This window comes from Phyllobacterium sophorae (assembly GCF_003010965.1).
GTDB classification, from domain to species: domain Bacteria; phylum Pseudomonadota; class Alphaproteobacteria; order Rhizobiales; family Rhizobiaceae; genus Phyllobacterium; species Phyllobacterium sophorae.
In genome coordinates this window covers 42,880-67,610 of the sequence record NZ_PGGM01000002.1, presented here as the reverse complement: position 1 = coordinate 67,610, position 24,731 = coordinate 42,880, and the positions used below count along the sequence as shown (strand labels likewise).

At 57.4% G+C, this 24,731-nt stretch carries 22 protein-coding genes, 1 pseudogene and 1 riboswitch; of the genes and pseudogenes, 13 read left to right on the top strand and 10 right to left on the bottom strand.

The genetic code is table 11. The annotated features are described in order from the left end of the window. Window positions 1-7 precede the first annotated feature (7 nt). The gene (locus tag CU103_RS04245; protein ID WP_106663289.1) at window positions 8-1,237 is read right to left on the bottom strand and encodes an alanine racemase; all 1,230 of its coding nucleotides are present in this window, start codon (window positions 1,235-1,237) and stop codon (window positions 8-10) included. Between the two features lie 184 nt (window positions 1,238-1,421). Between CU103_RS04245 and CU103_RS04240 the strand changes: the two are divergent. Next, a pseudogene (locus tag CU103_RS04240) lies at window positions 1,422-2,322 on the top strand (DMT family transporter). Between the two features lie 498 nt (window positions 2,323-2,820). Here the strand turns inward: CU103_RS04240 and metF are convergent. Together metF and CU103_RS04230 are read right to left on the bottom strand one after the other, a co-directional pair. Further along, window positions 2,821-3,747, bottom strand: a complete 927-nt coding sequence (gene metF / locus CU103_RS04235; RefSeq protein WP_106662704.1) for a methylenetetrahydrofolate reductase [NAD(P)H] — start codon at window positions 3,745-3,747, stop codon at window positions 2,821-2,823. Then, a complete protein-coding gene (locus CU103_RS04230) occupies window positions 3,747-4,754 on the bottom strand; it encodes an ArsR/SmtB family transcription factor (RefSeq protein ID WP_106662703.1) in 1,008 nt (335 codons plus the stop codon). Before CU103_RS04230 ends, metF begins: the two co-directional genes overlap by 1 nt. A gap of 128 nt (window positions 4,755-4,882) precedes the next feature. Here CU103_RS04230 and CU103_RS04225 point away from each other — a divergent pair, with 128 nt between their 5' ends. Beyond that, window positions 4,883-5,200, top strand: coding sequence for a DUF2293 domain-containing protein (locus CU103_RS04225; protein ID WP_106662702.1), 318 nt, complete (start codon window positions 4,883-4,885; stop codon window positions 5,198-5,200). Here the strand turns inward: CU103_RS04225 and bluB are convergent. From bluB to ettA, 3 genes are all read right to left on the bottom strand, one after another. Further along, a complete protein-coding gene (gene bluB / locus CU103_RS04220; protein WP_106662701.1) occupies window positions 5,133-5,885 on the bottom strand; it encodes a 5,6-dimethylbenzimidazole synthase in 753 nt (250 codons plus the stop codon). The genes CU103_RS04225 and bluB overlap by 68 nt on opposite strands. Window positions 5,886-5,932: 47 nt before the next feature. Further along, window positions 5,933-6,119: riboswitch (cobalamin riboswitch) on the bottom strand. Window positions 6,120-6,145: 26 nt separating this feature from the next. After that, window positions 6,146-6,754: an MOSC domain-containing protein gene (locus tag CU103_RS04215; RefSeq protein ID WP_106662700.1), complete on the bottom strand. Its 609-nt coding sequence runs from the start codon at window positions 6,752-6,754 to the stop codon at window positions 6,146-6,148. A 117-nt stretch (window positions 6,755-6,871) separates the two neighbouring features. Continuing rightward, window positions 6,872-8,521 carry an energy-dependent translational throttle protein EttA gene (ettA, locus tag CU103_RS04210; protein WP_106662699.1) on the bottom strand — a complete coding sequence of 550 codons (1,650 nt, stop codon included), beginning with the start codon at window positions 8,519-8,521 and terminating at the stop codon, window positions 6,872-6,874. Between the two features lie 1,275 nt (window positions 8,522-9,796). Here ettA and CU103_RS04205 point away from each other — a divergent pair. From CU103_RS04205 to fae, 7 genes are all read left to right on the top strand, one after another. Beyond that, complete coding sequence (locus CU103_RS04205; protein WP_106662698.1) at window positions 9,797-10,753, top strand: alpha/beta fold hydrolase; 957 nt, start codon at window positions 9,797-9,799, stop codon at window positions 10,751-10,753. Window positions 10,754-10,758: 5 nt separating this feature from the next. Then, the gene (locus CU103_RS04200) at window positions 10,759-11,946 is read left to right on the top strand and encodes a CaiB/BaiF CoA transferase family protein (RefSeq protein WP_106662697.1); all 1,188 of its coding nucleotides are present in this window, start codon (window positions 10,759-10,761) and stop codon (window positions 11,944-11,946) included. After that, complete coding sequence (locus CU103_RS04195; RefSeq protein WP_106662696.1) at window positions 11,930-13,579, top strand: thiamine pyrophosphate-binding protein; 1,650 nt, start codon at window positions 11,930-11,932, stop codon at window positions 13,577-13,579. Before CU103_RS04200 ends, CU103_RS04195 begins: the two co-directional genes overlap by 17 nt. Window positions 13,580-13,683: 104 nt before the next feature. After that, entirely contained in the window at window positions 13,684-14,415 is a 732-nt protein-coding gene (locus CU103_RS04190) for a glycosyltransferase family 2 protein (protein ID WP_106662695.1), read from the top strand. Then, window positions 14,408-14,728, top strand: a complete 321-nt coding sequence (locus CU103_RS04185; RefSeq protein ID WP_106662694.1) for a lipid-A-disaccharide synthase N-terminal domain-containing protein — start codon at window positions 14,408-14,410, stop codon at window positions 14,726-14,728. Before CU103_RS04190 ends, CU103_RS04185 begins: the two co-directional genes overlap by 8 nt. A 14-nt stretch (window positions 14,729-14,742) precedes the next feature. After that, complete coding sequence (locus CU103_RS04180; RefSeq protein WP_106663288.1) at window positions 14,743-16,428, top strand: ArnT family glycosyltransferase; 1,686 nt, start codon at window positions 14,743-14,745, stop codon at window positions 16,426-16,428. A gap of 129 nt (window positions 16,429-16,557) precedes the next feature. Then, window positions 16,558-17,097 carry a formaldehyde-activating enzyme gene (gene fae, locus CU103_RS04175; protein ID WP_106662693.1) on the top strand — a complete coding sequence of 180 codons (540 nt, stop codon included), beginning with the start codon at window positions 16,558-16,560 and terminating at the stop codon, window positions 17,095-17,097. A gap of 27 nt (window positions 17,098-17,124) precedes the next feature. Here fae and CU103_RS04170 read toward each other — a convergent pair whose 3' ends face one another. Beyond that, window positions 17,125-17,583 (bottom strand): Rrf2 family transcriptional regulator, encoded by a 459-nt coding sequence (locus CU103_RS04170; protein WP_106662692.1) that lies wholly within the window; start codon window positions 17,581-17,583, stop codon window positions 17,125-17,127. 148 nt (window positions 17,584-17,731) lie between these two features. Here CU103_RS04170 and CU103_RS04165 point away from each other — a divergent pair, with 148 nt between their 5' ends. The 4 genes from CU103_RS04165 (at window position 17,732) to CU103_RS04150 (ending at window position 21,112) form a co-directional block, all read left to right on the top strand. Then, the gene (locus tag CU103_RS04165) at window positions 17,732-18,628 is read left to right on the top strand and encodes an NAD(P)/FAD-dependent oxidoreductase (RefSeq protein ID WP_106662691.1); all 897 of its coding nucleotides are present in this window, start codon (window positions 17,732-17,734) and stop codon (window positions 18,626-18,628) included. Between the two features lie 85 nt (window positions 18,629-18,713). Further along, window positions 18,714-19,775, top strand: coding sequence for a hypothetical protein (locus CU103_RS04160; RefSeq protein ID WP_106662690.1), 1,062 nt, complete (start codon window positions 18,714-18,716; stop codon window positions 19,773-19,775). Window positions 19,776-19,781: 6 nt separating this feature from the next. Further along, complete coding sequence (locus CU103_RS04155; protein WP_106662689.1) at window positions 19,782-20,453, top strand: hypothetical protein; 672 nt, start codon at window positions 19,782-19,784, stop codon at window positions 20,451-20,453. After that, window positions 20,450-21,112: a hypothetical protein gene (locus CU103_RS04150; RefSeq protein ID WP_106662688.1), complete on the top strand. Its 663-nt coding sequence runs from the start codon at window positions 20,450-20,452 to the stop codon at window positions 21,110-21,112. Before CU103_RS04155 ends, CU103_RS04150 begins: the two co-directional genes overlap by 4 nt. Before the next feature lie 11 nt (window positions 21,113-21,123). Here the strand turns inward: CU103_RS04150 and CU103_RS04145 are convergent, their stop codons facing one another. From CU103_RS04145 to CU103_RS04135, 3 genes are all read right to left on the bottom strand, one after another. Continuing rightward, complete coding sequence (locus CU103_RS04145) at window positions 21,124-22,440, bottom strand: UDP-glucose dehydrogenase family protein (protein ID WP_106662687.1); 1,317 nt, start codon at window positions 22,438-22,440, stop codon at window positions 21,124-21,126. 127 nt (window positions 22,441-22,567) lie between these two features. Continuing rightward, a complete protein-coding gene (mgrA, locus tag CU103_RS04140; protein ID WP_106662686.1) occupies window positions 22,568-23,629 on the bottom strand; it encodes an L-glyceraldehyde 3-phosphate reductase in 1,062 nt (353 codons plus the stop codon). A gap of 99 nt (window positions 23,630-23,728) precedes the next feature. Next, complete coding sequence (locus CU103_RS04135; RefSeq protein ID WP_106662685.1) at window positions 23,729-24,730, bottom strand: ABC transporter ATP-binding protein; 1,002 nt, start codon at window positions 24,728-24,730, stop codon at window positions 23,729-23,731. Window position 24,731 lies beyond the last annotated feature (1 nt).

The following is a 24,731-nucleotide window of genomic DNA, read 5'->3' as shown; positions in this document are numbered from 1 at the left end:
AAAGGCTCTAAAGCTCTGTGTAGGCCATCGTCTCGAGCGAGGCAAAACCCTCGGGCCGATCGCCCGCGTCGAATGGTGTCTCTACCTCGACAAAAGTGTCGGGATAGAAACCGTTAAAGCGGGTGCGCAACGATAGCGAATAGGCACCTATATGACCGATCTCGATCCAGTCCCCCGTGTCGACCGTTTCCGGCAGCCAGAACGGGCGCGACAGGATATCGACGGAGTCGCACGTCGCCCCGCAAACCTTGAACGGCACAATCGCCTTTGGATCGCCATTGCGGTGCTTCTTGGCAGGATCCGGGATGAACCGGGCAGGCAGCGTTATCTTGCCGGTCCACGAATCGGACAATGAGGCCCAGATACCGTCATTGATGTAAAGCCGCCTGCCCTTGCGCAACAGGACGCGCACGATAAGCGAGAAGGCTCTGGCGACGATGACGCGCCCTGGCTCCGCCACCAGCGGCAAATCGCCAAAGCCGTACTCCTTGATGTCGCCGCGCAACCGCGACATCAGCTGACCCAGCGAAGGCATTTCCACATGCTTGCGCTTGGGGTCATGCCCATACTCGGCGGGAAAACCACCACCGACATCAAGGCCGGCCAGCGGTACACCCGCACGATTGCGCACCCAGTCTGCCGAACTCAGCGCACGCTCATAGGTGTCGGGGTCCTCGATCTGGCTGCCCACATGAAAACACAGGCCAACGTTGTAGCCAATCTTATGCGCGCGCTGCAGAAGCTCGACCGCGTGAGCGGGAGCTGCACCAAACTTCTTGGACAATTCGTAGGCTGCATGCCCCTTGGTTTGCAACCGTACATAGAGGGTAACGCTGGCAGGATCGATGTCCAGCGCCCGCACGATGCGTGTCACCTTGGCGATCTCGTCCTCATGGTCGACGGCCATCACGCGAATGCCATAGGTTTCTAGAGCGAGGCGTATATCGGACTGCGCCTTGATCGGATGCATATAGAGCATCTGCGCTTTCGGAGCGACCTTGCGCACCGCTTCGAATTCCCCTGGTGATGCAACATCGAATATGTTGATGCCATTGCGCGCCAGCGTATCGAGTACGAGGTGTTCACCGTTGGTCTTGACCGCATAGGCCGTCTCGCCCGGAAACATTTGTCTGAACTGGTGCGCGTCCTCAACCAGGACTTGCGGTCGAAAGCAATAAACGGGCTGATCCGGCCGCAGGGTGAGCGCTGCTTCACGGGCCGAGGCGAATCGTTGCATCGTTTTGTTCTGCGTCATGGAAAACTCTTATCAAGGACGGATGACAGACGAAAGTCGGTTTCTTTCGGCAGGAATCGGGTGGCTTTATATCTTTCAGACGGTAAGAGGTTGTTGAGCCGCATTTTTTTCCTAAAGGATTGTGATTGTGTCTACGGCCGAAACGACGACATCGAATCCCCTCGCCATGACCGGTTTTGCCTGGCTGCAATTGCTTTTGCTTGGCGCCATCTGGGGTGGATCCTTCTTCTTTGCGCGTGTCGCGGTCCAGGTCGTTCCGCCGCTGACCCTCGTTCTGTTTCGCGTATTGGTAGCGGCATTGGCGCTGCACCTCTACCTGCTCAGCCGCGGCGTCCGATTTTGGGACTACAAACAGCATGCGCTTGAATTTGCCGGGTTGGGACTGCTCATGAACGTCATCCCCTTCTCGCTGCTCTTCATTGGCCAGACGGTGCTCGGCGCCGGTGTCGAATCCATCCTCAATGCCACCACACCAATCTGGACGGTCGTCGTCGCTGCGGTCTTGACGGTGGACGAAAAGGTCACGGTGAACAAACTGGCGGGGATTCTTCTGGGCATATTCGGACTTGTTGTCATGATAGGACCCGGCGTTCTGACCGGCTTGGGCGGACCACTTTGGGCGGAGATAGCTGTAATTGGGGCAACCCTCTCCTATGCATTTGCTGGCATTCTCGCCAAGCGCTTCAAGGGGGTGCCACCAACAATCACGTCGACCGGGCAAATGACCGCTTCGACGCTAATCATGATTCCCCGTCGTGCTTGCGTATGATGGCGTTCCCGATGTGGCAAGAATAGACACCGGCGTCTGGCTGGCCATTCTCGGCCTCGGCCTTCTCTCAACCGCCTTCGCCTACATTCTGTATTTCTCTATTGTGCGGGCGGCAGGCGCCACAAATGCGTCGCTCGTGACATTGATCGTCCCGGTCAGCGCGATATTGCTTGGAACAATTTTTCTCGGAGAGCGTCTCGCGGCTCACGATTTCCTTGGCATGGCGCTGATCGCATCAGGTCTGCTGATTATCGATGGACGGCTTCAGACTGCTTGGCAAAAACAGCAAAAAGCCTAAAGTTTTCAATAAACCTCTTATCGCACAGCTCAAAATGCGTGGCTTAATCCTGGCAGGATTGCGGCAAAATATGGTAAATTCCGCAGCCATGGCAGATTCTTGTGCAGTGCAAAAATATACCCGTTTCTGGAACATTTTATCGTGAATTTAGAATTTTTTTGCTACTATAAATCTGTTTTATTTCAAAAACTTATGGTTCCTAGGCAAAAAAATTCTACACGCATTGTCACGAGTTCGCAATAATTAGGCTTTTTCTGTGGCAAATTTGCGCTATGTTAAATCGGTTAACTGCAGGAGACAAACGATGGGACTAACTCGATCGATGAATGTCCTTATGATCTGTGCAGCGTTCGCATTTATTGGTGCAATGGTCGTAGGACTGATACCCTAAGGTCAAACAAGAGCGCGACGGAGATGGTCTCTGACCGTTAGTAAAGTGAAACAAAATGGAACGGCCCGGTTATAGCAACCGGGCCGCTTCCCGTTTTATCCCTCACCTCAAGCGGCGGCCCCAGCCAAGGCGCCCTCTAACGCGCCGCTCCCTGGACGTATGCCGATCAGATGGCAGATTGCAAAAGCAAGATCGGCGCGGTTCATCGTGTAGAAATGGAAATCCTGCACGCCCCGCTCAACCAGGTCGAGCACCTGTTCGGCGGCAACGGCCGAAGCAACCAGCTGGTGGGTCTGCGGATCGTTTTCCAGCCCGTCAAATCGTTCCGTAAGCCAGCCTGGAATATGCGTGCCCGCCCGCGAGCAGAAATTCGTCACTTGCGTAAAATTGTGGATCGGAAGGATTCCCGGGAGAATGGGAATATAGATGCCGGCGCGACGTACTTTCTCGACGTACCGCTCATAGAGATCGTTCTCGAAGAAGAACTGCGTAATCGCCCGCGTGGCGCCATTATCTACTTTTCGCTTCAACATATCGATGTCAGTGGCAAAGTCCGGGCTCTCAGGGTGCTTTTCCGGATAGGCGGAAACGGAGATGTCAAAATCGGCGAAAGCCTTCAGACCAGCGACCAGATCGGCACCATTTTCATACCCACCGGGCGTTGGCTTGTAATTGGCACCGACACCGTTTGCGGGATCCCCGCGCAGCGCGACAAAACGTTTCACGCCCATGGCGGCAAACTCGCGCACGACCGTATCCACTTCTTCCTTCGTCGCATCGACACAAGTGAGGTGTGCTGCGGCATTGACGTCGGTTTCCGTCAATATGCGTTTGATCGTGCGGGCAGTGCGTTCACGCGTTGAGCCACCCGCGCCGTAAGTTACCGAGACGAATTCCGGGGTGAGTGGCGCAAGGCGCGTCACTGTTTCCCAAAGCCGCTCTTCCATGACCTCGGTCTTGGGCGGAAAAAATTCAAAGGAAACCCGGATATTGGTTCCGAGATCGGGACGGCGGGACTGGCGGAAAAAACTCATTATACGCTCTCCGTGACGCGGGAGGTTAAAGCGGGATCGGCAATCAGCAAGCGCGGGTCGCGTGCCAGCCACAATTTGACAGTCAGTTTGTCTTTGTCTTTCGGCTCAAGTTCCAGACTTTCCTCGAGCATCAGACCGGCTTCGGTAAGCCAGTCACGCATATGCGTATCGCTGAAGCCCAGACGCACATGCGCATGGCTGTCGCGCAGAAACTCAAGTTCGTGCGGGGCGAAATCGACAATCAACATTCGCCCTCCTGCGCGCAGTGCACGTGCCGCCTCGCGAATTGCTTCGGCCGGATTATCAAGGAAATGGAGGACCTGGTGAATGGTCACTAAATCGAAGGATTCACGATCAACCGGCAGTGAATAAACGTCGCCATGGCGCACTTGCGCATTGGTAATGCCATCCTTGTCCAGATTGGAGCGGGCAATGGTCAGCATGTCGCGATTGATGTCGATACCGACGCCGCGCACATAAAGCGGCGAGAACAGCTCGAGCAGGCGTCCTGTGCCCGTGCCGACATCAAGCATGGCCTGGAATGGCTTGCGGCCGACAATCTTCAAAAGAGCGTCTTCCACGGCGCCATCTGGTACATGCAAAGAGCGGATCACATCCCAGCTTGTCGCATTGGCGCTGAAGTAAGCGGCAGCCCGCTCGCGACGCTGCAATTTCACCGAGGAGAGGCGCTCAAGGTCGCGTTCCAGCAGAGGATCAGCGTAATCAAGGCGATCCAGCAGCGAACGGGCTATATCGCCGACGATAAGGGAATCTGCCAGACGGAAATAGGCCCACGAACCTTCCTGATACCGATTGATCAGGCTTGCTTCAAACAGCAGCTTGAGGTGGCGCGAAACGCGCGGCTGCGATTGGCCGAGAATGGAAGTGAGGTCCGAAACGGTCAGATCGCCCCGCGACAACAGCGCCAGGATCCGCAGCCGGCTTGGCTCCGCCGCTGCTTTCAGCGTATCGACCATCAGATCAAGATTGAGATTACGCTTGTCCATCATTCACCTCAAAAGACATAAAGATATGTTTATGTGAGAAATAAGGTTTTGGCAAGTTAGTTTTTGCCATTGACGACAAAATTTGCCGCGTCTGAAATAGCCGCGAGAATCGCCGCAAAGGAAGACGCATGAGCACAGGAACAAATCGCCAGCGCGCCATCAACAAGGCGCTGACGCTGCTTCTCCCGGCTGTTCCCTATTCGGATTCAGAGCCGATACGCGCTGCGGCAGGCGCGCCGCATATGAGGACGCTGCCACCGCCAATCGCTGTATGGCTGGCGGCGGTGGCCCATGTCCGCCACCAGCACACGGATTATGACGCCTTGCGTGACGAGGGCTATGACAAGGATTCTGCCCGCTACTTCGTACTTGATGCGATCAATCGGAAGCTGACCGAGTGGCGCGCGACCCGCTTGCTGGATCCGGACGAAGAAGACCCGAGTTGATAGTGGGTTCCCCCTGCCATTCTTCGTCGAAAATCAGGTCTTCCAGCGGCACCCTTCGCCGCCACCCGCGTTTTTCCAGTTCCGGCGCATCATAAAGCTCATCGGCGTAGCCCATGCACAGATAGGCAACGATCTCAACATGGTCTGGAATGCCTAGAATGTTACGGAGGTCCCGATCGTGATAGATGCTGACCCAGCCGATACCGATGCCTTCAGCACGAGCCGCAAGCCAGAGGTTCTGTACGGCGCAGACGGTGCTGTAAATGTCCATCTGCCGGTTATGCGTGCGGCCAAGCACTACCTTGCCACCGCGCGTCCGGTCGCAGGTGATGCAAAGATTGATCGGCGCTTTCAGGATGCCTTCGAGCTTCAACGACGCGTAGAGCGCCTGCCGTTCATCGGCGAACAGCGCTTTCGCTTCCTCATTGGCGCGGGTGAAGGCACGGTGCACCTCCGCTTTTCGCGCTTCGTCTCGAATGACGATGAAGTTCCACGGCTGCATGAAGCCGACCGACGGCGCATGGTGAGCGGCATCCAAGAGCCGCGTCAGCACTTCGTCATGGATCGGCCGCGACAGAAATTGGTCGCGCACATCGCGGCGGGTATAGATGGCTTTGTAGACCGCGGCGCGCTCCTCATCGGAAAAGCCGGCCGCGGTGACTGGACCACAGGATATGTCGTGCATTGTTTGCTCCCAACAACGCTTGAAAACCCTTCCCGCCGTCCGCGCGGTTTGGGCTATAAGGTCCGGCCGGTCTTCTGACTGAGGTTCATCTGAACCGCGCGCCTTCCGGACACATCCGTGGCATTTGCGCGGCCCATCCCCTTTACAGCGTTGGGCACGTGCCGGACTTTCACCGGCTTCCCGATTCTCCCGCGATCTGTTCAATCGGCAGGCACCGGACCTTCAAACCATTCGCCACAGAAAACTCTCTGGCGCAAGCCTCAGGGCTGATAAATCCATTGCTCGGGCACACGCACATCGACCTTTTCGCCAGCGCGAACGGTGCCGGGCTTCTCCACCCAGGCCACGATCCCTCGCAAACGCCGCGACACCCGGACAAAATCCAGCGCCGTGGTGGTATGGTCCGCCGTAGCGGCATGCTCGCCGATGGAGCGCCCAGCCACCTTGCAAGGCGCATTTTGACCGTCAACCCTCAGGGTCACGCCGCCTTCGAAGAACAGCAGGGTGCGTGGTGGCAGCATCGACAGCGATGGAACACCGTCGATAACCATATTGCCACCGATCCATTCCGGCCTGAGTTCCGCCAACCCCATGCCGTTGGCGACTTCCCTCAACTCATCCGATGCGAGAATGGAAAGCTGGCGTTCATTACGCATCTCCGTGCCGCGCGGATACCAGGGTTCACGCCCGCCGGACTTACGGGTGGCACCGGCGTGGTAATCGCCTACAATCCCGTCAAAAGTCAGTTCGAGCGAGCTTGCCGGCGTCGTGACGAAATCTCCTGCAAGCGCCTCGAACAGGCCGCTAACCCGTCCACCGATCTTGCGGGAGGGTAGAATCCCGGTCTTTGTTGCAAACAGGTCGGTCATTGCGCGCTCCGTGAAACTCGCCGTACTTTAAAAAAATCGACCGCGAAAACCAGCAAATATGACTGATGGATCCGTCAAAAATGATGATGGGAGGGCGTTTCCACCCTCCCAGGAAGATCAGCGCGTCAAAGGCTTGTATGTCGGACGCTTTGGATTGACGCTGTCCGGTCCGAGGCGGCGGATCTTGTCATTCTCGTAGTCTTCGAAATTGCCTTCGAACCACTCGACGTGACTGTCGCCTTCGAATGCGAGGATGTGCGTCGCCAGACGGTCGAGGAACATGCGATCGTGGCTGATGATCACGGCGCAGCCCGCATATTTTTCCAAGGCATCTTCAAGCGCCGCCAATGTTTCGGTGTCGAGATCGTTAGTCGGTTCGTCGAGCAGCAGAACATTGCCGCCGGCCTGCAACATTTTGGCGAGATGCACGCGATTGCGCTGACCGCCCGAGAGGTTGCCGACCTTCTGCTGCTGGTCGCCGCCCTTGAAGTTGAACGCCGAGACATAGGCACGCGAATTCATTTCGTGCTTGCCGAGCTTGATGATTTCATTGCCGCCGGAAATTTCTTCCCAGACGTTCTTGTCAGCCTTCAGATGATCCCGGCTCTGGTCGACATAGCCGAGATGCACCGTGTCACCGACGCGAATGGAGCCGGAATCAGGCTTTTCCTGACCGGTGATCATCTTGAACAGGGTAGTCTTACCGGCACCGTTAGGGCCGATAATGCCGACAATGCCGCCGGGGGGCAGTTTGAAGGTGAGGTTTTCGATAAGAACGCGATCGCCAAAGGATTTGGTAAGGTTCTCTGCCTCGATCACGACCTGACCAAGGCGCTCGCCCGCCGGAATGAGTATCTGAGCATCGCCCGGACGCTGATCGTTAGCGGCATCGACCAGCGCGTCATAGGCCTTGATGCGCGCCTTCGACTTTGCCTGGCGGGCCTTGGGGCTGGCGGAAATCCACTCGCGCTCGCGTTCAAGTGCCTTCTGGCGCGAGTCATCCTCGCGGCCCTCCTGCAGCATGCGCTTGGCCTTGGCGCCGAGATAGGCTGAATAGTTGCCTTCATATGGAATGCCGCGGCCGCGATCGAGCTCGAGAATCCAGCCCGTCACATTGTCGAGGAAGTATCGATCGTGCGTGATCAGGAGGACAGAGCCCGGATATTCGCGCAGGTGCTTTTCCAGCCACGCTGTGGTTTCCGCATCAAGGTGGTTGGTCGGCTCATCGAGAAGCAAAAGATCGGGCTGCGACAGCAACAGACGGCACAGCGCCACACGGCGGCGCTCACCACCGGAGAGATTGGTCACTTCGCTGTCACCTGGAGGACAGCGAAGCGCTTCCATCGCCATTTCGACCTGGGATTCCAGATCCCACAGGTTCTTGTGGTCGATGATATCCTGCAACTTGGCGCCTTCATCGGCGGTTTCGTCGGAATAATTCATCATCAGTTCATTGTAGCGGTCGAGGATTGCCTTCTTGTCGGCAACTCCATCCATGACGTTGCCCATCACGTCCTTGGTCGGATCGAGAACAGGCTCCTGCGCGAGGTAACCAACGGTCGCACCATCGGCGAGCCAGGCCTCACCGGTATATTCCTTGTCCATGCCAGCCATGATCTTGAGGATCGTCGACTTACCGGCACCGTTCGGCCCGAGGATACCGATCTTGGCGTCGGGGTAGAAGGAAAGGTGAATATTTTCAAGAACCTTCTTGGTTCCGTATGCCTTGTTCAGGCCGGCCATATGATAAATGAATTGGCGTGCCATAACGCGCGTCACTCCGATGTTCGGGATTTTAGGGACATAAATTTGCGCCGTATGTAGGCGAAAGGGGCGCAGGTGGCAATGCATAGCTGGTTATTTCGGACATTCCGCACGGTGAGCGCTCCCCCCGCCACGCCCTCATTCTCTGAGTCTGGCCATTGAGTGGTTAGGGAAGACGGGCGGTCGCCGAAGCGCGTCTTGGTAGAAGGTATATGCGATCCGAAGACCGCCCGCTGACGTTTCCCCCTGCCGGCCGGCTTCTGCCTGTTCCGCGGGGCGAGTGGATGAGCGCCTGGAGTCCGGGCCCATCGTCGCCGTCGGTGCAGTGTCCGCACAATTGGCGTCGGCATCAACAACGCAGGCAATATCTGTGTGTCAGGCAGATTGACCTCCGAAGACGAACAGGTCGGCCGCTGCCCGGGTCCGTTGCCCGCACATCGACACGCCGTCCTCCCCCACTTTCGAACGGCTCCGGAAGCAGCTCCCCATGGAAAGGACGGGGTTAGGATAAACGAGGTTTGCAGGTGTTGGATAAGTTGGCAGCATTATTTTGCGCGCGGTGAGATCGTGCAAGGGTCGACAGGCACCTTCTTCTCCAATAATCGCAGGGTGGCTCCCTCTCCGGCTTGACCCGAGGACCCAAGCAAAGGGCGAGAATTTATCCACCATCCCGACGCGATCCAGGGAACGAAACCGTCAACGCAAACGGCCATTGGGAATTTCACTTTGCTGGAATGCGTTGCGTGCCGTGATATCTCAGTCCTTCTCGGCCGTGGGTCCTGGGGTCAAGCCCGAGGATGACGAAGAGGAAGGTGCTTTTCAACCACGGCGAGATCATCGCGAAACGATCCCTCTCTTGCGATTTCTGGCACTTGGCCCCCAAAACGAGCGAAACCGGGCGCGGATATTTCCGTCACCCGGTTTCCCCTCTGGTGCCGCATTGGGGGAGCGTCCTCTTCTCCCTTGAACGGCCATGTAACTGGCAAGGTCTGGATACACGCGGTCAGTTCCCTTGCTACATCCTCTGCATCAAACGCTCGCGTCACGCGTACACAGTTGTGGCAATTGGGGTAGGAGCACCAGCATCCAATCTCTTTCGGAATGAAGTTCTGCGGCATGTTTTTGCCGTTTGCAAGAGGTTTTGCAAAATAAAATTGCATTGATGGCTACATGATTATTTATTGTGCAGAGCCAGAACAATTTAGGCGGATTCAAACCGAATTTTTTCCGCATTGACTAATCGTGCGTCACCCTTTCAATTGCAACGGGAGGCACCGGATGCCATTTGACGACGTAGAACTGGTAAAGACAGCCGCAGGCGCAGCGCTCGCTTTGCGTTTTTCACCAGCGGCTGGGCCAGCCCGCACAATCGTCCACATCAATCACGGCGTCAGCGAGCATTCGCTGCGCTACAAGCGTTTTGCGCAGTTCCTGAATGGACAGGGTTTCCACGTTTATGCCCATGATCATCGCGGTCATGGATTGACCAGGGCCGCGGGCGCTCCGGCCGGGCGCTTTGCTCCGGCTGATGGACTCAATCATGTGCTGGACGACGTGGATGCGATCAACAATCTTGCTCGCAGCCGTCATCCCGGACTGCCGCTTATCGTGTTCGGCCATTCGATGGGCGGGCTTATCGCGCTGAATTACGTTTTGGGGCACCCGGACAAGGTGGCCGCAGCGGCCATCTGGAACGCCAATTTCTCCGCAGGCTTTCTCGGTCGTTTAGCACAGGGAATCCTGCGCGCGGAACGCATGTTCCTTGGCTCAGACGTTCCAAGCATGATTCTCCCGAAACTCACGTTTCAGGACTGGGGACGCGGTATCAAGAATGCGCGTACTGCATCCGACTGGCTGTCACGCGACCCCGATGAAGTGGACACCTATCTTGCCGATCCCCTTTCGGGCTGGAACCCCACCGTGAGCATGTGGGGCGATATTTTCGACTTCATATTTGCGGGTGCCGACGATTCGTTACTGGCGAAGGTTCCGCGCGACCTGCCCTTTAATCTCGTTGGTGGTGCGGAAGATCCGGCAACGGCGAAGGGCAAGGCGGTCAGGGACCTTGAAACCAGGATGCGCAAGCTTGGCTTCACTCATGTCACCACCACGATCTACGAGGATACGCGGCATGAAGGCCTCAATGAAATCAATAGGGAAGTGATCATGCAGGATTTCGCCGAATGGGCTGCTCACACGCTTGCGCAGCGAACAATCAGTCTAAAGAGTGCCTGACCAAAATGTCCAATGCCCCCCTTAAAGGTATTCGTGTAATCGAACTCGCCCGCGTTCTTGCTGGTCCGTGGGCGGGACAAATCCTCGCCGATCTCGGTGCCGATGTTATCAAGGTGGAAAATCCCTCGGGCGGCGATGAAACGCGCGGCTGGGGGCCTCCCTTCATTACCAGCAGCGAGGGTGAAAACCTCTCGGCCGCCTATTTCCACTCATGCAATCGCGGCAAGCGTTCCATCATAATCGACTTTACGTCACCAGAGGGCCAGGAAACCGTCAGGGCGCTTTGCCGGACGGCGGATGTGGTTTTGGAGAATTTCAAGGTCGGGGGCCTGAAGAAATACGGCCTCGACTATGCCTCGTTGAGCGCTGACAATCCCCGTCTCGTCTATTGCTCCATCACCGGCTTCGGGCAGACCGGTCCCTACGCTGCGCAGGCAGGCTATGACTTCATCATCCAAGGCATGTCGGGACTGATGTCGGTGACCGGAGAACCCGACCGTGAACCACAGAAGGTTGGCCTTGCCGTCGCCGACGTCTTCACGGGGCTTTACTCCGTCATTGCCATTCAGGCGGCGCTGGCGCACGTGGCCAGTACCGGTGAGGGCCAGATGATCGACATGGCGCTGTTCGACGTGCAGTCCGCGGTGATGGCCAACCAGGCGATGAACTATTTGGCCACGGGCAAGAGTCCGCACCGCATGGGCAATGCGCATCCCAATATCTCACCTTATGAGGTCGTGCCCACATCCGACGGCCACATGATCCTTGCCGTTGGCAATGACGGCCAGTTCGCGCGGTTCTGCGCCATAGCCGGTCTCGACAGTCTTGCCAGCGATCCGCGTTTCCTGACCAATCGGGCACGGCTGGAAAACCGTTCCGAACTGACCGCTCTGATCAGAGTCGAAACAAGAAAGCACACCCGCGCCCAGCTGCTGGAAGCGTGCGCCAAAAATGCCGTTCCGGCCGGCCCGATCAACCAGATCGGCGAAATGTTCGACGATCCTCAAATCGTTTCCCGTCAATTGCGGCTTGATCTCGACGACGCCCATGGCAATGCCATACCTTCCGTGCGCACGCCGATCGTCATGTCGAAGACCCCCCTTAGTTATGACAGGCCGTCGCCGCGCCTTGGCGAGCACAGCGCCGAAATATTGAACGAATTGAAGGATGCAGACAATGAAAACGGGCGGTGAACTGATCGTTGAAGCCTTGGCGGCCAATGGCGCGGAACGATTGTTCTGCGTCCCCGGGGAAAGCTATCTGGCCGTACTGGACGCGCTCTATGATGCAAACATCGGCGTAACGGTCTGCCGCGCAGAGGGTGGCGCCACGATGATGGCAGAAGCCTGGGGCAAGCTGACGGGCAAACCGGGCATTTGTTTCGTTACACGCGGTCCCGGCGCGACCAATGCGTCGCCCGGCATCCACATCGCCAAACAGGATTCTACGCCGCTGATCCTGTTCATTGGACAAGTGCAGCGCGAGGCGCGTGAACGCGAGGCATTTCAGGAGGTGGAGTACCGCCGTTTCTTCGCGGACACCGCCAAATGGGTGGCGGAGATCGACGATGCGCGGCGCATACCGGAGTTCGTAACGCGCGCATTCTCAGTCGCGACCTCGGGCCGCCCGGGACCCGTTGTGCTGGCCTTGCCAGAGGATATGCTCACCGACGCCGTCAACGCGGTCGACGCGCAAGGCTGGCAACCGGTCGAGACTGGCCCCTCACCCGCCAGCATTGAAAAGCTTGCCGATCTGCTGCAGGGCGCGAAACAGCCCTTCATGATCCTCGGCGGCTCGCGCTGGAATGAACGCGCGGTCCATTCGATCACACGCTTTTCCGAGAAATGGCATCTGCCCGTCGGCTGTTCCTTTCGTCGCCAGATGCTGTTCGACCATCTGCACGCGAATTATGCCGGCGATGTCGGCATCGGCATCAATCCGGCCCTCGCCACCCGCGTGAAGGAGGCGGATGTGCTGTTGCTGGTTGGAGGGCGTTTCGGCGAAATGCCCTCCTCCGGCTATACGCTGATGGACATTCCCTACCCCCGGCAAACCCTTATCCATGTCCATCCCGACGCGGATGAGCTCGGACGGGTCTATCGTGCGGGCCTGGCCATCAACGCGGCACCCGATGCCTTTGCCGAAGCGGTCGAGCATCTTGCGCCGCCATCCCACATCAACTGGCCCGGCGAAGCGGAGACTGCGCACAAATCCTATCTCACCTGGTCGACGCCGCCGCAGACAGGTCCCGGCAAGGTGGCAATGGGACCGATCATGTCCTATCTCGAGAGTGTGCTGCCCGAAGATGCAATCATGACAAATGGCGCGGGCAATTATGCCACCTGGCTGCACCGTTTCCATCGCTTCCGCCGCTTCGCGACGCAGGCCGCTCCCACGTCCGGCTCTATGGGATACGGGCTTCCCGCTGCCGTCGCTGCGAAACAGCTCTATCCGGAACGCACCGTCGTCTGCTTTGCCGGCGACGGCTGTTTCCTTATGAACGGTCAGGACTTTGCCACGGCAGTCAAATATAGCCTGCCGATCATCGTCCTTGTGATCAACAACAATATATATGGCACGATCCGCATGCACCAGGAGCGGGAATATCCGGGCCGGGTTTCGGCAACGGATCTCACCAACCCGGATTTCGCCATGCTGGCCCGCGCCTATGGCGGGCACGGCGAGACGGTAGAGGCCACTGAGGAGTTCGCGGGAGCGTGGCAGCGGGCGGTGCAAAGCGGCAGGCCCGCGATCATCGAGATCCGTCTTGACCCCGAGGCGATCACACCGGCCAAGACACTCACCGAAATCCGTAACAAGCGCTGATCGGCAGGGCGGGCATTACGGCTTCGTAACACAAATGAGGATAGCAAGGCGGCAGTTTCAATGTTATGGAGCGCGCCTGATGAGACAATACGAAAGCGTCTGACTTGAGCAATCCGGCAATCACAATCGTCATTCCGTGCCGCAACGAGGCCGCCAACCTAGCCTTTCTCCTCGATGAAGTGGATGCAGCCATGGATGGCCGCAGCTACGAAGTTATTGTGGTGGATGATGGCTCGACCGACGCGACTGGCGAGGCACTCGGTGAGAGGATCAAATCAGGCAAGCCGTTGCGCCATGTTCGCCACGACAAATCCGCTGGCCAGAGCGCGGCCGTGCGTTCCGGCGTGTTTGCCGCCAAGGGCAAGGTTGTGGTCACCATGGATGGCGACGGCCAGAACAATCCCGCTTACCTGCCGCAACTTGCTGATGCCTTGCTCCAGGCCGGACCGGCAATCGGCATCGCCGCGGGTCAGCGTCTGAAGCGGACCGACACCAAACTGAAGCAGGTTTCGTCGAAATATGCCAACAAGCTGCGCGGTGCAATCCTCAAGGATAATACCCGCGATAGCGGCTGCGGCCTCAAGGCATTGCACACCCACCTGTTCCGCGAGCTGCCGTTTTTCGATGGCTGGCATCGCTATCTGCCGGCTCTCGTCATTCGCGAGGGTTACGGTGTGGTGCATGTGGATGTTGTCGATCGCGAGCGCCGCCATGGTAAGTCCAACTACGGCATTCTTGACCGCGGGCTGCGCGGCATTCTCGATCTATACGGTGTCTGGTGGCTGAGAAAGCGCCGCAAGACCGTTCCAACGATTACGGAGATCAGCCATGGCTGACGCTATCACCAATTGGCTGCATTCGGTATTCATCGCGCAGTTTGACGCCTGGGTCGTGCTCGGCTTTTTTGCGCAGGCCTGTTTCACCATGCGCTTTGTGCTGCAGTGGCTTGCCTCGGAACGAGCCAAGCGCAGTGTAGTGCCGGTGACATTCTGGTTCTTTTCGCTGTTCGGCGGTGCGCTGCTGTTCATCTATGCCATTGTCCGCAAGGATCCGGTGTTCATCGCCGGGCAGGGTCTTGGCCTCATCGTCTACATCCGCAATCTCTGGCTCATCGCCAATGAGAAGAAGGCGATGACACAGGACACGTGAGCAAGGGGACTGCCATGACCCACGCCGATCCTGCTCCGGGCAGTGCCAGGCGGCTGCGCGCCAGCCATTACCTGCTATTGATCTTTATCTGCCTCGTGTCCTTCGTTCCCGGTATCGCTTCGATACCGCCGCTGGACCGTGATGAATCCCGCTATATCCAGGCCACCCACCAGATGGCCGAGAGTGGCGACTACGTCGATATCCGCTTTCAGGACGCCTCGCGCTACAAGAAGCCGATCGGCATCTATTGGCTGCAGAGCGCCGCTCTCAAGTTGACGGGGTACGGTGACAACACACCGGTCTGGACGTACCGGCTGGTCTCGGTGGCCGGAGCGACACTCGCAGTGATTGGAACCGCGGCGCTCGGCGCATTCTTCTTCGGCCAAAGCGCAGGTTTGCTCGCTGGGATTGCGCTGGCCGCCATCGTCATGCTCGGCTTTGAAGCGCGGGTGGCAAAGACCGATGCCACGGTGCTGGCGACCGTCGTATTCGCACAGGGAGCACTGGCCTGGATCTGGATGGCAAGCCGTGTGCAGGCGGCGGAGCGGTGGACCCCGGCCCTCATTTTCTGGGTAGCGACCGCAATCGGCGTGCTGATCAAAGGCCCCATCACACCGTTCATAAGCCTCCTCACGATGGGCACTCTCAGCCTTTTTTATCGTGAGTGGCGCTGGCTGAAACGGCTGAAGCCGTTAAGCGGCGTTCTCATCCTGCTGGCAATCGTGCTGCCGTGGCTCATCCTGATAACTCTCAAGAGCGGCGGCGCATTCTTCAACGAATCCGTCAACAAGGACTTCCTGTCGAAAGTCGGCGATGCACAGGAAAGCCATGGCGCCCCGCCAGGCTATTTCGCATTGATCTTCGTCTTCTTCATCTGGCCGTTTGGCGTGCTTGCCATTCGCGGCGGATTGCAGGCATTGAGCCGGTTGCGCGAAGATCCGCGCCTTGCCTTCCTGATGGCCTGGTATATCCCATTCTGGCTGGTGACGGAACTCGTACCCACCAAGCTGCCGCACTACATCCTGCCGGCTTATCCAGCCGTTCTGCTGATGATGGCATGGGCCGTCGACACCGGTATTGCCATGCAGCCCTATCGCGGCCGCTGGCAAATCTGGCTGGAACGCCTGACGCTGCTGGGGCTCGCCGCCGCGACGCTCGCACTTATGGGAGCGGGCCTTGTCCTCCCCTATGTCATGACCGGTTCGTTCTCGTTCCCGGGCGTCATTGTTTTCTTCACCGCGCTTGCGGCAGGCATCTTCGCCAGCGGGCTCATCCTGAATCAGAACCTCAAGGGTGCGCTGCAAGCTGCTGCAACTTTTGCGATAATTACCCTTGGACTGCTCACTTGGGGGGTCATTCCGGCCTTGACCCCGATATGGCTCAGCCCAGCCATCGCCAATGCCTTCAATGCTGCGAAACCGTGCAGCAACAGCGTGCTGGCTTCGGCGAGGTATACCGAGCCAAGCCTGGTCTTCCTGGCTGGAACCAAAACCCTCCTCACCGATGGTCAGGGCGCGGCACAGCACCTCTTGCGCGACCCGGCATGCGCGATTTCAGCTGTCGACGATCGCGAACACGACGCGTTTATCAGCAATTTGCCCCAGGGCGAGAGATCGGTTGCGGCGGTCGCAACAGTATCTGGCGTCAACTACAGCAAAGGCCGCAGAATGACCATTACACTATACAAGGCAGTGAAATAAGCCGGACCAAATGGTCGATTCAGATGGCAAGCTTTATGCCCTCCAGATGCCGGGATGAGCGGCTTTTCGTCAACTGGACTGGTGTGATCCTTGCCAATAGGTTCGAACCGCAATCGAAAGGGAGAAGAAATGACTGACATTTGGTTTCGTACGGGTGAAGCGACTGTTTTGGCAGCAGAAGGTCAGGTCACAGACGCCATGCCGGAGGTAGTGATCGGGTCGGTCAGGGGCCCGGTAGGACAAGCGTTCGCGTCGATGATGGGTCAGGTCAAGGGTCATACACGCATGTTCGTGGTGCGCGACCTCAACCAGGCGGTACGGCCGGCGACAATGATGACTACCAAAGTCACCATCAAGAACATGGCCTATGCTGAATTGCTCGGCGGTGTCGTACAGGCGGCCATGGGCGATGCGATCGTCGACTGTCTTATCGAGGATATTCTCCCCAGGGATCAGGCTGACGAAATTTGCATGATCATCACGGTCTGGCTCGATCCGCGTTGTGCCGACGACGAAAATCTCGACCACAAGGATCTTTACCGTACCAACTATGAAGCAACGAAACTGGCCATTTCTCGCGCCATGACAGGATCGCCGACGGTCGAGGAATTGATTGCCAACCGCAAGACGGTAAAGCACTACGCACTCGATGGTGTGATCGACTATTAAGGTTACGGCCTGGCCGTGGCCGCCGGCCTAATTGCAGGCGGCGGGGCCTTGAGGTTGATCGCACCTGCTGTAACGGTCGTCGAAGTCGCGGGCAATGTCGGCAATCGTCACGCTGGCGAAACGCGAGACGAGGAATGCCTCGGCTTCCGTGAAGGCGTCCCGCAAGGCAGCATTGACTGATTGCTCCACGAGGCAATCGGGATGGTCGATCGCCAGCCCGATTGCGAACACCTCCGGGCTTCCAAGAGCCCGGTGGATGTTGAGCAGTGATATCTCTTCGAGCGGCCGGGCAAGTGTCCAGCCCCCGCCATGTCCCTTCTCGGAACGAACGTAGCCATCTTCCCGCAGCCCCGCCATTGTTCGGCGCACAACAACCGGATTCGTGTTCAGCATTTGCGCGATCTTTTCCGAAGTCGCTGACCCGTTGTGCCGATCCATATGGATCAGGACATGCAGCATGCGCGATAGTCGGCTGTCGTGTCTCATGTTTTTCCGCTCCTGATAGGGCGCTATAGCACACCAATTCCTATTCCGTAACAAGATTAGTTACATGCTATTGACTCCTAAGTTTCATGTAACTTATGTTGTTCTAAATCTGACGTTATCCACCCGCCTGCAGGAAAAAGGAAGAACTATGCCGTATGATCTGATCGTTGTCGGTGGCAGCTTTGCCGGTTTGTCAGCAGCCATGCAACTTGCTCGCGCTCGCCGCAAAGTGCTTGTTATCGACGCGGGCCATCCGCGTAATCGCTTCGCAAGAACGTCGCACGGCTTTCTTGGCCAGGATGGCGAGCCGCCGCGTGAGATCATCGATGAGGGCAAGCGGCAACTCGCCCTCTATCCTACTGTAGCTTTCACCAGCCAAGAAGCCCTGGCCGCCAGCGCAGGTGAAGGTGGCTTTTCAGTTTCACTCGCCGGCGGAGGGGAAGAGTCTGCCTTACGACTCGTTCTGGCCACGGGCGTGCGGGATGAATTGCCACGAATTCCGGGCCTGCAGGAACGCTGGGGGGTGACAATTTTGCATTGTCCCTATTGCCATGGCTACGAGGTCGGCAACCAGGCTGTCGGCGTCGTTGCCAATCATCCTTCCTCGCCGCATCAGGGCATGCTTTTACCTGACTGGGGTCCGACTACCTACTTCACGCAAGGGGCATTCGAGCCGGACGGCGAGCAAGTTGCAAGCCTGACGGCCCGCGGCGCCCGGATCGAGCGGACACCCATTGTGGAGCTCCTCGGCAAAGCGCCCGCGCTTGAAGCTGTCAGGCTCAGCGATGACAGGATCGTACCCGTTGCAGCCCTCTTCACCGCACCGAAGACCCAAATGGCGAGCGCGCTGGCGGAGCAACTCGGCTGCACCTTCGATGATGGACCGCTCGGACCTTACATTCGCGTTGACGCCCGGAAAGAAACGACGGTTGCAGGGGTCTTTGCGGCAGGCGATGCGGCCAGCCCCATGGCCAATGCTACTCTGGCCTCCGCCGCAGGCGCGATGGCGGGGTTTGGCGTCCACCAGTCTCTGGTCTTCGGCTGAGCCGGTAGTGGACCGTTTGCGACTATTGTCGAATTGACGGCCGCGAGGATGAATAGGATTATAGTCCTTTTAAAGGACCTTATTCATGCATCGATCGATCAAAGAGCATCCCGCATATAACGACCTGATCCGCCAGATAAAGGCAAATGATACTCGGCTAAGAACGCCAACGCGCCACGGTCCGAGCCCCCGTTACGATGAATGGTATCAGTTGCTCAAGCACAAGCAGGATCTCCTGTACATGCAACTCGAGGTCTGGGATGAACTGGACCTTTGTTACAAATATGATCCCAACCAGCCACGCGTGCCAGCCGGCAATTCCGACGGAGGCCAATGGACTGACGCAGGTGGTGGCATTGATCCGATTGTAACCGGGGCCACTCTTGCTCAAAGTGCCTCGAAGCCAGCGACCGGTTCATGGATAGGACGAGCCGAGCAAATCGCGCGGGAGATCGACCGTAATATTCCGCTGAGGGCAATCGTCAGAAGTCATCCGGTCATACGCTCCGTCACGAGCCTCCTCTCGTTTCTTAAAACGCCGGAACTCGAATATCCTCTTGCCGATGCCGTGCAGCAATATAACGCGATCGCAGCTGCGGATGACCCTTATGTCGTCCCGCTGCTTTCGCTACGCGCGAAGCAATTCACCAAGGGAGAGACCGATACAAAGGTCTGGGCGAGTGTACGCGAGGTGGATAAAGATACGGTTAGGAAGTTTTGTCCCAAGTATTGGGAGATCCAAACCATAGCGGACAACGTTGCATCAACGATGGGACCCATTTCGTCCTACGGATCACCGCAGAACTACGGGATCCAGTTTCACCTGCGAGCTGCAAATATAGTGACGGATTTAGGGGATCCGACACTCAAAGCAGAGCTTTATCTGATGGCCCCGCTCGAAGGAGCTACAAGCGATTACTACCGGGAAGGAGTCAGGACAAAAGAGGGAGGATCTCTGGGGCTCGATGTATACGAATCCGTTGGAAGCGACCTGACGTGCATATATGATTTCAAGACCGGGAAAACGGCGCTTGATTCAACACGAATGGGTAACTTTGCCTATTCCAGCTCCAAAACGTTCCCGAACACAAGACAGTTCTTTGTTATCCAGGTCAAGCCGAGCCCCGGCGCCATCAAGGAGTGGTGATCCAAGATGACCACCATCAAAGATGTACGTAATGTAGTACAGCCGCTCCTTCAGCGCTACGACGATTTAGCGCTAATCGGCCGCACGATAGTCGTCAAGCCCGTCCACCATTTTGTCCGCGGCGTGAGACTTGAACGTAGGATGGACCCGAAACTGTTCCTTCCAACGACCGACATTTACATACTCTTCGGCTATGGCGACTATCCCTTGGGTGGGTTCGGCGACCGATTCAATGACCCCGCAAGCGAGACGCCAAGCGTGAGCGATCCCCATAGTATTGAAGCGATGTTCGACTTGATCGAGAAGGAAGTGCTACCTTACCTGAGAAGCATGCAGACGCTGGAAAGCTACATTGCATTTGCGTCCCAGCGCGAATTTCAAAGCAATTATGTTTTTGGCGATCCAATCAGATTTTTTCTCGCAATAGCACTCGGCGATTTTGCTTCGGCCCTTAGTATTTGGGAGTCAAACAGTATCCTTCGTTCGAACATGGATCGACTAACTCCGTCCCTTCATCCTGCCCTTCGAGGTGAGGACGAAGGCGAACTCGCAAGGCTGCTCCATGCAAGAGAGAGAATCACTGTCTATGGACTCAAACTGACAAAGATTTGGGAAACAACGCCGTTTCCCCTGGAACTTGGTATTCGCTCGAACTCGGGCATAGCGAGGCTACCTTGACAACTATTTCTGAAGTTGCCACGGCCTTGGAGCCACTGCTGAACCGTCATGACGATCTCATTTTAGTTCACAGATCAATACTAATAGGCCCGATCGGATATTTATGGCGGATCGTGAACATCGATGCCAGCGTTGATCCGCGCGCCTTCGTGCCGCAGATGGCAATTGGCGTTATACCCTCACCTCTGTCCTATGTCGATCGGCGCTGGGGTAAGCGTCTGTACAGATCGGACGCAATACCAACTGACGGCGAAGGCAGCCACCTCTACCACACTGGCGAGGAGTCTATCGAGGAGATGCTGGAATTGATCGAGAACACTCTTTTGCCTCAGCTACGATCGATTGCGTCCACACGTGAGCTCCTTTTTCAGATGAGCAGCGGACATTTTCGCGGAAGCTCCCTTTTTGAATCGGCGCCTCTGGAATTCGCCGCCCGGCTTATTGCTGGCGACTTCACTACCGCTCGTATGCTCATTGACGAAAACGAGCGCATGTCAGAATGGCTATCTTGGCAGAACCCCGCCCTCTATCCGGCTCTGGTAAATCACGACGGGGATAGAATTGCCTGTATTTTGCGTGAATGGGAGGCAAGGGCTGTCAGGTCAATGCAACTGGAGGCAATATGGCGGCGCGTTCCATTCGAGTTCGAACGGAGCTGAATGTGGTCTGATTACCCCTTCCCCACCAGCGGCCTTCCCACCGAATGATATTCGAGGCCGGTGCCTTCGAGGTCCTGTGCACTATAGACGTTGCGCAGGTCAAACAGGGTGTTGCCGCTCATCAGATCAGCCACCCGTTTCAGATCGAGCGCCCGATAGGCATTCCACTCAGTGAGCAGGACGGTAATCCCTGCGCCGTCGACGGCCTCGTATGCCGACTTGCACCACACCACGCCCGGCAAGACCGGTTCGGCCGCGCTACGGGCTTCAGGATCGTGCGCGCGCACAGTCAGACCAGCCTTTTGCAACAGGGGAATGATATCAAGCGCGGGAGACTCGCGAATGTCATCGGTATTGGGTTTGAAGGCAATGCCGAGGACGGCAACAGCCTTCGTGCCATTTGTTTCGGCGGCTTCGATGACCCGTTCGGCCATGGAACGCTTGCGCTTTTCATTGACGGTAACGACCTGCTCGATCAGGGTCTGCGGCGCATTTTTCTTGCGGCCGGTTGCGGCGTAGGCGCGCGTGTCCTTCGGAAAACATGACCCGCCAAAACCCGGTCCCGCATGCAGGAACTTCGAGCCGATGCGATTATCCATGCCGATCGCCCGCGCGACGTCCTGCACGTTGCCACCGGCCTTCTCGCACAGATCGGCCACTTCGTTGATGAAAGTCACCTTCATCGCCAGGAAGGCGTTGGCGGCGTATTTGATGATCTCGGCATTTTCGAGCGTCGTCACGATCATCGGCGTCTCGCGCAGATAAAGCGGGCGGTAAACCCGCTTCATCGCCGCAGCGCCCGCGTCGTCGTGAACACCGACCACAACGCGGTCAGGCCGCAAAAAATCCTCGACGGCCGAGCCTTCGCGCAGGAACTCCGGATTGGAGACCATGGAGAACGGCACGCCCGGACGTGCTTTGGCAATGCGTGCACGCACTTCCGCATTGGTGCCGACAACCACGGTTGATTTGATAACAATGACGGCGCCTGGCTTCATCGCGGCGGCGATTTCATCAGCGGCCGCGTGGATATACTGGAGATCGGCCTCGCCATCCCCGCGACGCGACGGTGTGCCGACGGCGATGAAGATGACTTCTGCATCAGCGACAGTTGTTGCCAGATCGTTTGTGAAGACCAGGCGGCCGTCGCGCGCATTGCGCACCAGAAGTTCATCCAGGCCAGGCTCGTAAATTGTGACTTCGCCCGCCTGCAGGCGTTCGATAATGGCGGGGTTCTTGTCTACACACGTGACTTGAAAGCCAAATTCCGCAAAACAAACGCCCGACACCAGACCGACATACCCGGTCCCGATCATCGCAATTTTCATCGAAGCATTCCAATCCGTATCAATTTCTGGGTGCAGACATTTCGCACATTAGCGGAGCGCTGCCAATCTTGGCTTTGGCACGAGACTGCCCGCGGCAACAATGCCGCAGGCGTTGCCGATGTCTGTATCAATCGCGCTTGGGCGGATTGCGCTCCGGTCCCTTGCGTTCCGCCGAAGCGGCCCACAGGTTGATGTCCGCATCGTTCGCATAGGTATCGATCTCGGCCAGCTCGGCATCGGTGAATGCGAGATTGTCGAGCGCTTTGACACAATCAACCACCTGCTGCGGCTTGCTCGCTCCGATCAGCGCGGTGGTGATGCGGCCTTTGCGCAGCACCCAGGCGAGCGCCATCTGGGCAAGCGTCTGTCCGCGTCTGGCAGCAATCTCGTTGAGCGAGCGAATATTGGCGACGTTGCGCTCATTCAGAAAATCGGGATTGAGCGACTTGCCCTGCGCCGCCCGGCTCTCTTCCGGCACACCTTTCAAATACTTGTCGGTCAGCATTCCCTGCGCCAGCGGCGAGAATACGATCGAACCGATGCCGAGTTCCTCAAGCGTATCGACCAACCCATCTTCCTCGATCCAGCGATTGATCATCGAATAGCTCGGCTGATGGATGAGGCAAGGCGTACCAAGCTCTTCGAGTATGGCCTCAGCTTCGCGCGTACGCTTTGAATTATAAGAGGAAAGGCCGATATATTGCGCGCGGCCGGATCTGACGATGTGATCCAGCGCCATCATCGTCTCTTCAAGCGGCGTATCCGGATCAAACCGGTGCGAATAGAAAATGTCGACATAGTCGAGACCCAGCCGCTTCAGGCTCTGATCGCAGCTGGCGATCATATATTTGCGGCTGCCCCATTCACCATAAGGCCCGGGCCACATATTGTATCCGGCCTTCGAAGAGATGATCAGCTCATCACGATAACCTTTGAAATCGTTCCGCAAAATCTCACCGAACGCCTCTTCGGCGGAGCCGGGTGGCGGACCGTAATTGTTGGCAAGGTCGAAGTGAGTGATTCCGAGATCGAAGGCCTGGCGGCAGATCGCCTGCTTGACCCGATGCGGCGTGTCATGGCCGAAATTATGCCATAGCCCGAGGGATATGGCGGGGAGATGGAGGCCACTCCTACCGCAGCGATTGTATTTCATCGTGTCGTAGCGCTTGGAATTGGGTGTCCAGCTCATGGTCGTCGTCCTGTTCCTATCCATACCGGTGGCGCGGAACTGATTCCGCGACGCGCCGGACTATGGCCCAAACGCTTTATGATGTCATGACATGAATCGTCAGGCCTTGATGACCTGCCCGTCATCGTCGAACCGGTAAGTCCGCCCGGAGTCGGGAGTGGCATAGAGCGTGCCGTCGACATCATAATTGTGTTCGCCGAAAAGACGGACCGTCAGCGGCCCGAAATCGGTCTGGAGATAGATGATCGTATCGGCTCCAAGATGTTCGACATGGATGACCGAGCCCTTCCATTCACCCGATGTCTTGCTCACCTGGATATGTTCCGGGCGGATGCCAATGGTCCTGGCACCGGTCTGACCGAGTTTGGCCGCGTCGATCAGGTTCATCTGCGGCGAGCCGATAAACCCCGCAACGAAGATCGTCTGCGGCGAATTGTAAAGCTCCATTGGCGAGCCAACCTGTTCGATCCGTCCCTGGTTCAGCACGACGATCTTGTCGGCGAGGGTCATCGCCTCAACCTGATCATGCGTGACATAGATCATGGTTGCCTTCAGCTGCCGGTGCAGACGGGCGATTTCCAGACGCGTATTGACGCGCAACGCGGCATCAAGGTTCGAAAGCGGTTCATCAAACAGGAACAGCTGCGGTTCGCGAACGATGGCGCGCCCGATGGCCACACGCTGGCGCTGTCCACCGGACAGTTCTGCCGGACGGCGCTCAAGATAATCGTCGAGCGAAAGCATGGACGAGGCGATCCTGGTGCGCTCCTTGATTTCTTGCGCCGGCTTGCCTGCCTGTTTCAGACCGAGACCCATATTGTCGCGAACCGAGAGATGCGGGTAAAGCGCGTAGGTCTGGAACACCATGGCAATGCCGCGCTTGGCAGGCGGCGTGTTGTTCACCTTCTTGCCATCGATCAGGATGTCGCCTGAAGTCGCATCCTCGAGTCCCGCGATGACCCGCAGCAAGGTGGATTTGCCGCAACCTGACGGTCCGACAAAAATCACGAACTCTCCATCCTTGACCTCGAGGTCGATGCCTTTCAGCACGTCCACATGGCCGAAGGACTTGCGGATATTTTCAATCTTCAAAGAACCCAAT

Excerpts from the sequence above, each read along its gene's own strand:
- bluB (WP_106662701.1), bottom strand. The coding sequence starts at position 5,885 with ATGCACGACATATCCTGTGGTCCAGTCACCGCGGCCGGCTTTTCCGAT.
- fae (WP_106662693.1), top strand. The coding sequence starts at position 16,558 with ATGACTGACATTTGGTTTCGTACGGGTGAAGCGACTGTTTTGGCAGCA.
- CU103_RS04205 (WP_106662698.1), top strand. The coding sequence starts at position 9,797 with ATGCCATTTGACGACGTAGAACTGGTAAAGACAGCCGCAGGCGCAGCG.
- ettA (WP_106662699.1), bottom strand. The coding sequence starts at position 8,521 with ATGGCACGCCAATTCATTTATCATATGGCCGGCCTGAACAAGGCATAC.
- CU103_RS04170 (WP_106662692.1), bottom strand. The coding sequence starts at position 17,583 with ATGAGACACGACAGCCGACTATCGCGCATGCTGCATGTCCTGATCCAT.
- CU103_RS04155 (WP_106662689.1), top strand. The coding sequence starts at position 19,782 with ATGACCACCATCAAAGATGTACGTAATGTAGTACAGCCGCTCCTTCAG.
- CU103_RS04225 (WP_106662702.1), top strand. The coding sequence starts at position 4,883 with ATGAGCACAGGAACAAATCGCCAGCGCGCCATCAACAAGGCGCTGACG.
- CU103_RS04195 (WP_106662696.1), top strand. The coding sequence starts at position 11,930 with ATGAAAACGGGCGGTGAACTGATCGTTGAAGCCTTGGCGGCCAATGGC.
- CU103_RS04180 (WP_106663288.1), top strand. The coding sequence starts at position 14,743 with ATGACCCACGCCGATCCTGCTCCGGGCAGTGCCAGGCGGCTGCGCGCC.
- mgrA (WP_106662686.1), bottom strand. The coding sequence starts at position 23,629 with ATGAGCTGGACACCCAATTCCAAGCGCTACGACACGATGAAATACAAT.
- CU103_RS04165 (WP_106662691.1), top strand. The coding sequence starts at position 17,732 with ATGCCGTATGATCTGATCGTTGTCGGTGGCAGCTTTGCCGGTTTGTCA.
- CU103_RS04245 (WP_106663289.1), bottom strand. The coding sequence starts at position 1,237 with ATGCAACGATTCGCCTCGGCCCGTGAAGCAGCGCTCACCCTGCGGCCG.
- metF (WP_106662704.1), bottom strand. The coding sequence starts at position 3,747 with ATGAGTTTTTTCCGCCAGTCCCGCCGTCCCGATCTCGGAACCAATATC.
- CU103_RS04160 (WP_106662690.1), top strand. The coding sequence starts at position 18,714 with ATGCATCGATCGATCAAAGAGCATCCCGCATATAACGACCTGATCCGC.
- CU103_RS04230 (WP_106662703.1), bottom strand. The coding sequence starts at position 4,754 with ATGGACAAGCGTAATCTCAATCTTGATCTGATGGTCGATACGCTGAAA.
- CU103_RS04200 (WP_106662697.1), top strand. The coding sequence starts at position 10,759 with ATGTCCAATGCCCCCCTTAAAGGTATTCGTGTAATCGAACTCGCCCGC.
- CU103_RS04215 (WP_106662700.1), bottom strand. The coding sequence starts at position 6,754 with ATGACCGACCTGTTTGCAACAAAGACCGGGATTCTACCCTCCCGCAAG.
- CU103_RS04145 (WP_106662687.1), bottom strand. The coding sequence starts at position 22,440 with ATGAAAATTGCGATGATCGGGACCGGGTATGTCGGTCTGGTGTCGGGC.
- CU103_RS04185 (WP_106662694.1), top strand. The coding sequence starts at position 14,408 with ATGGCTGACGCTATCACCAATTGGCTGCATTCGGTATTCATCGCGCAG.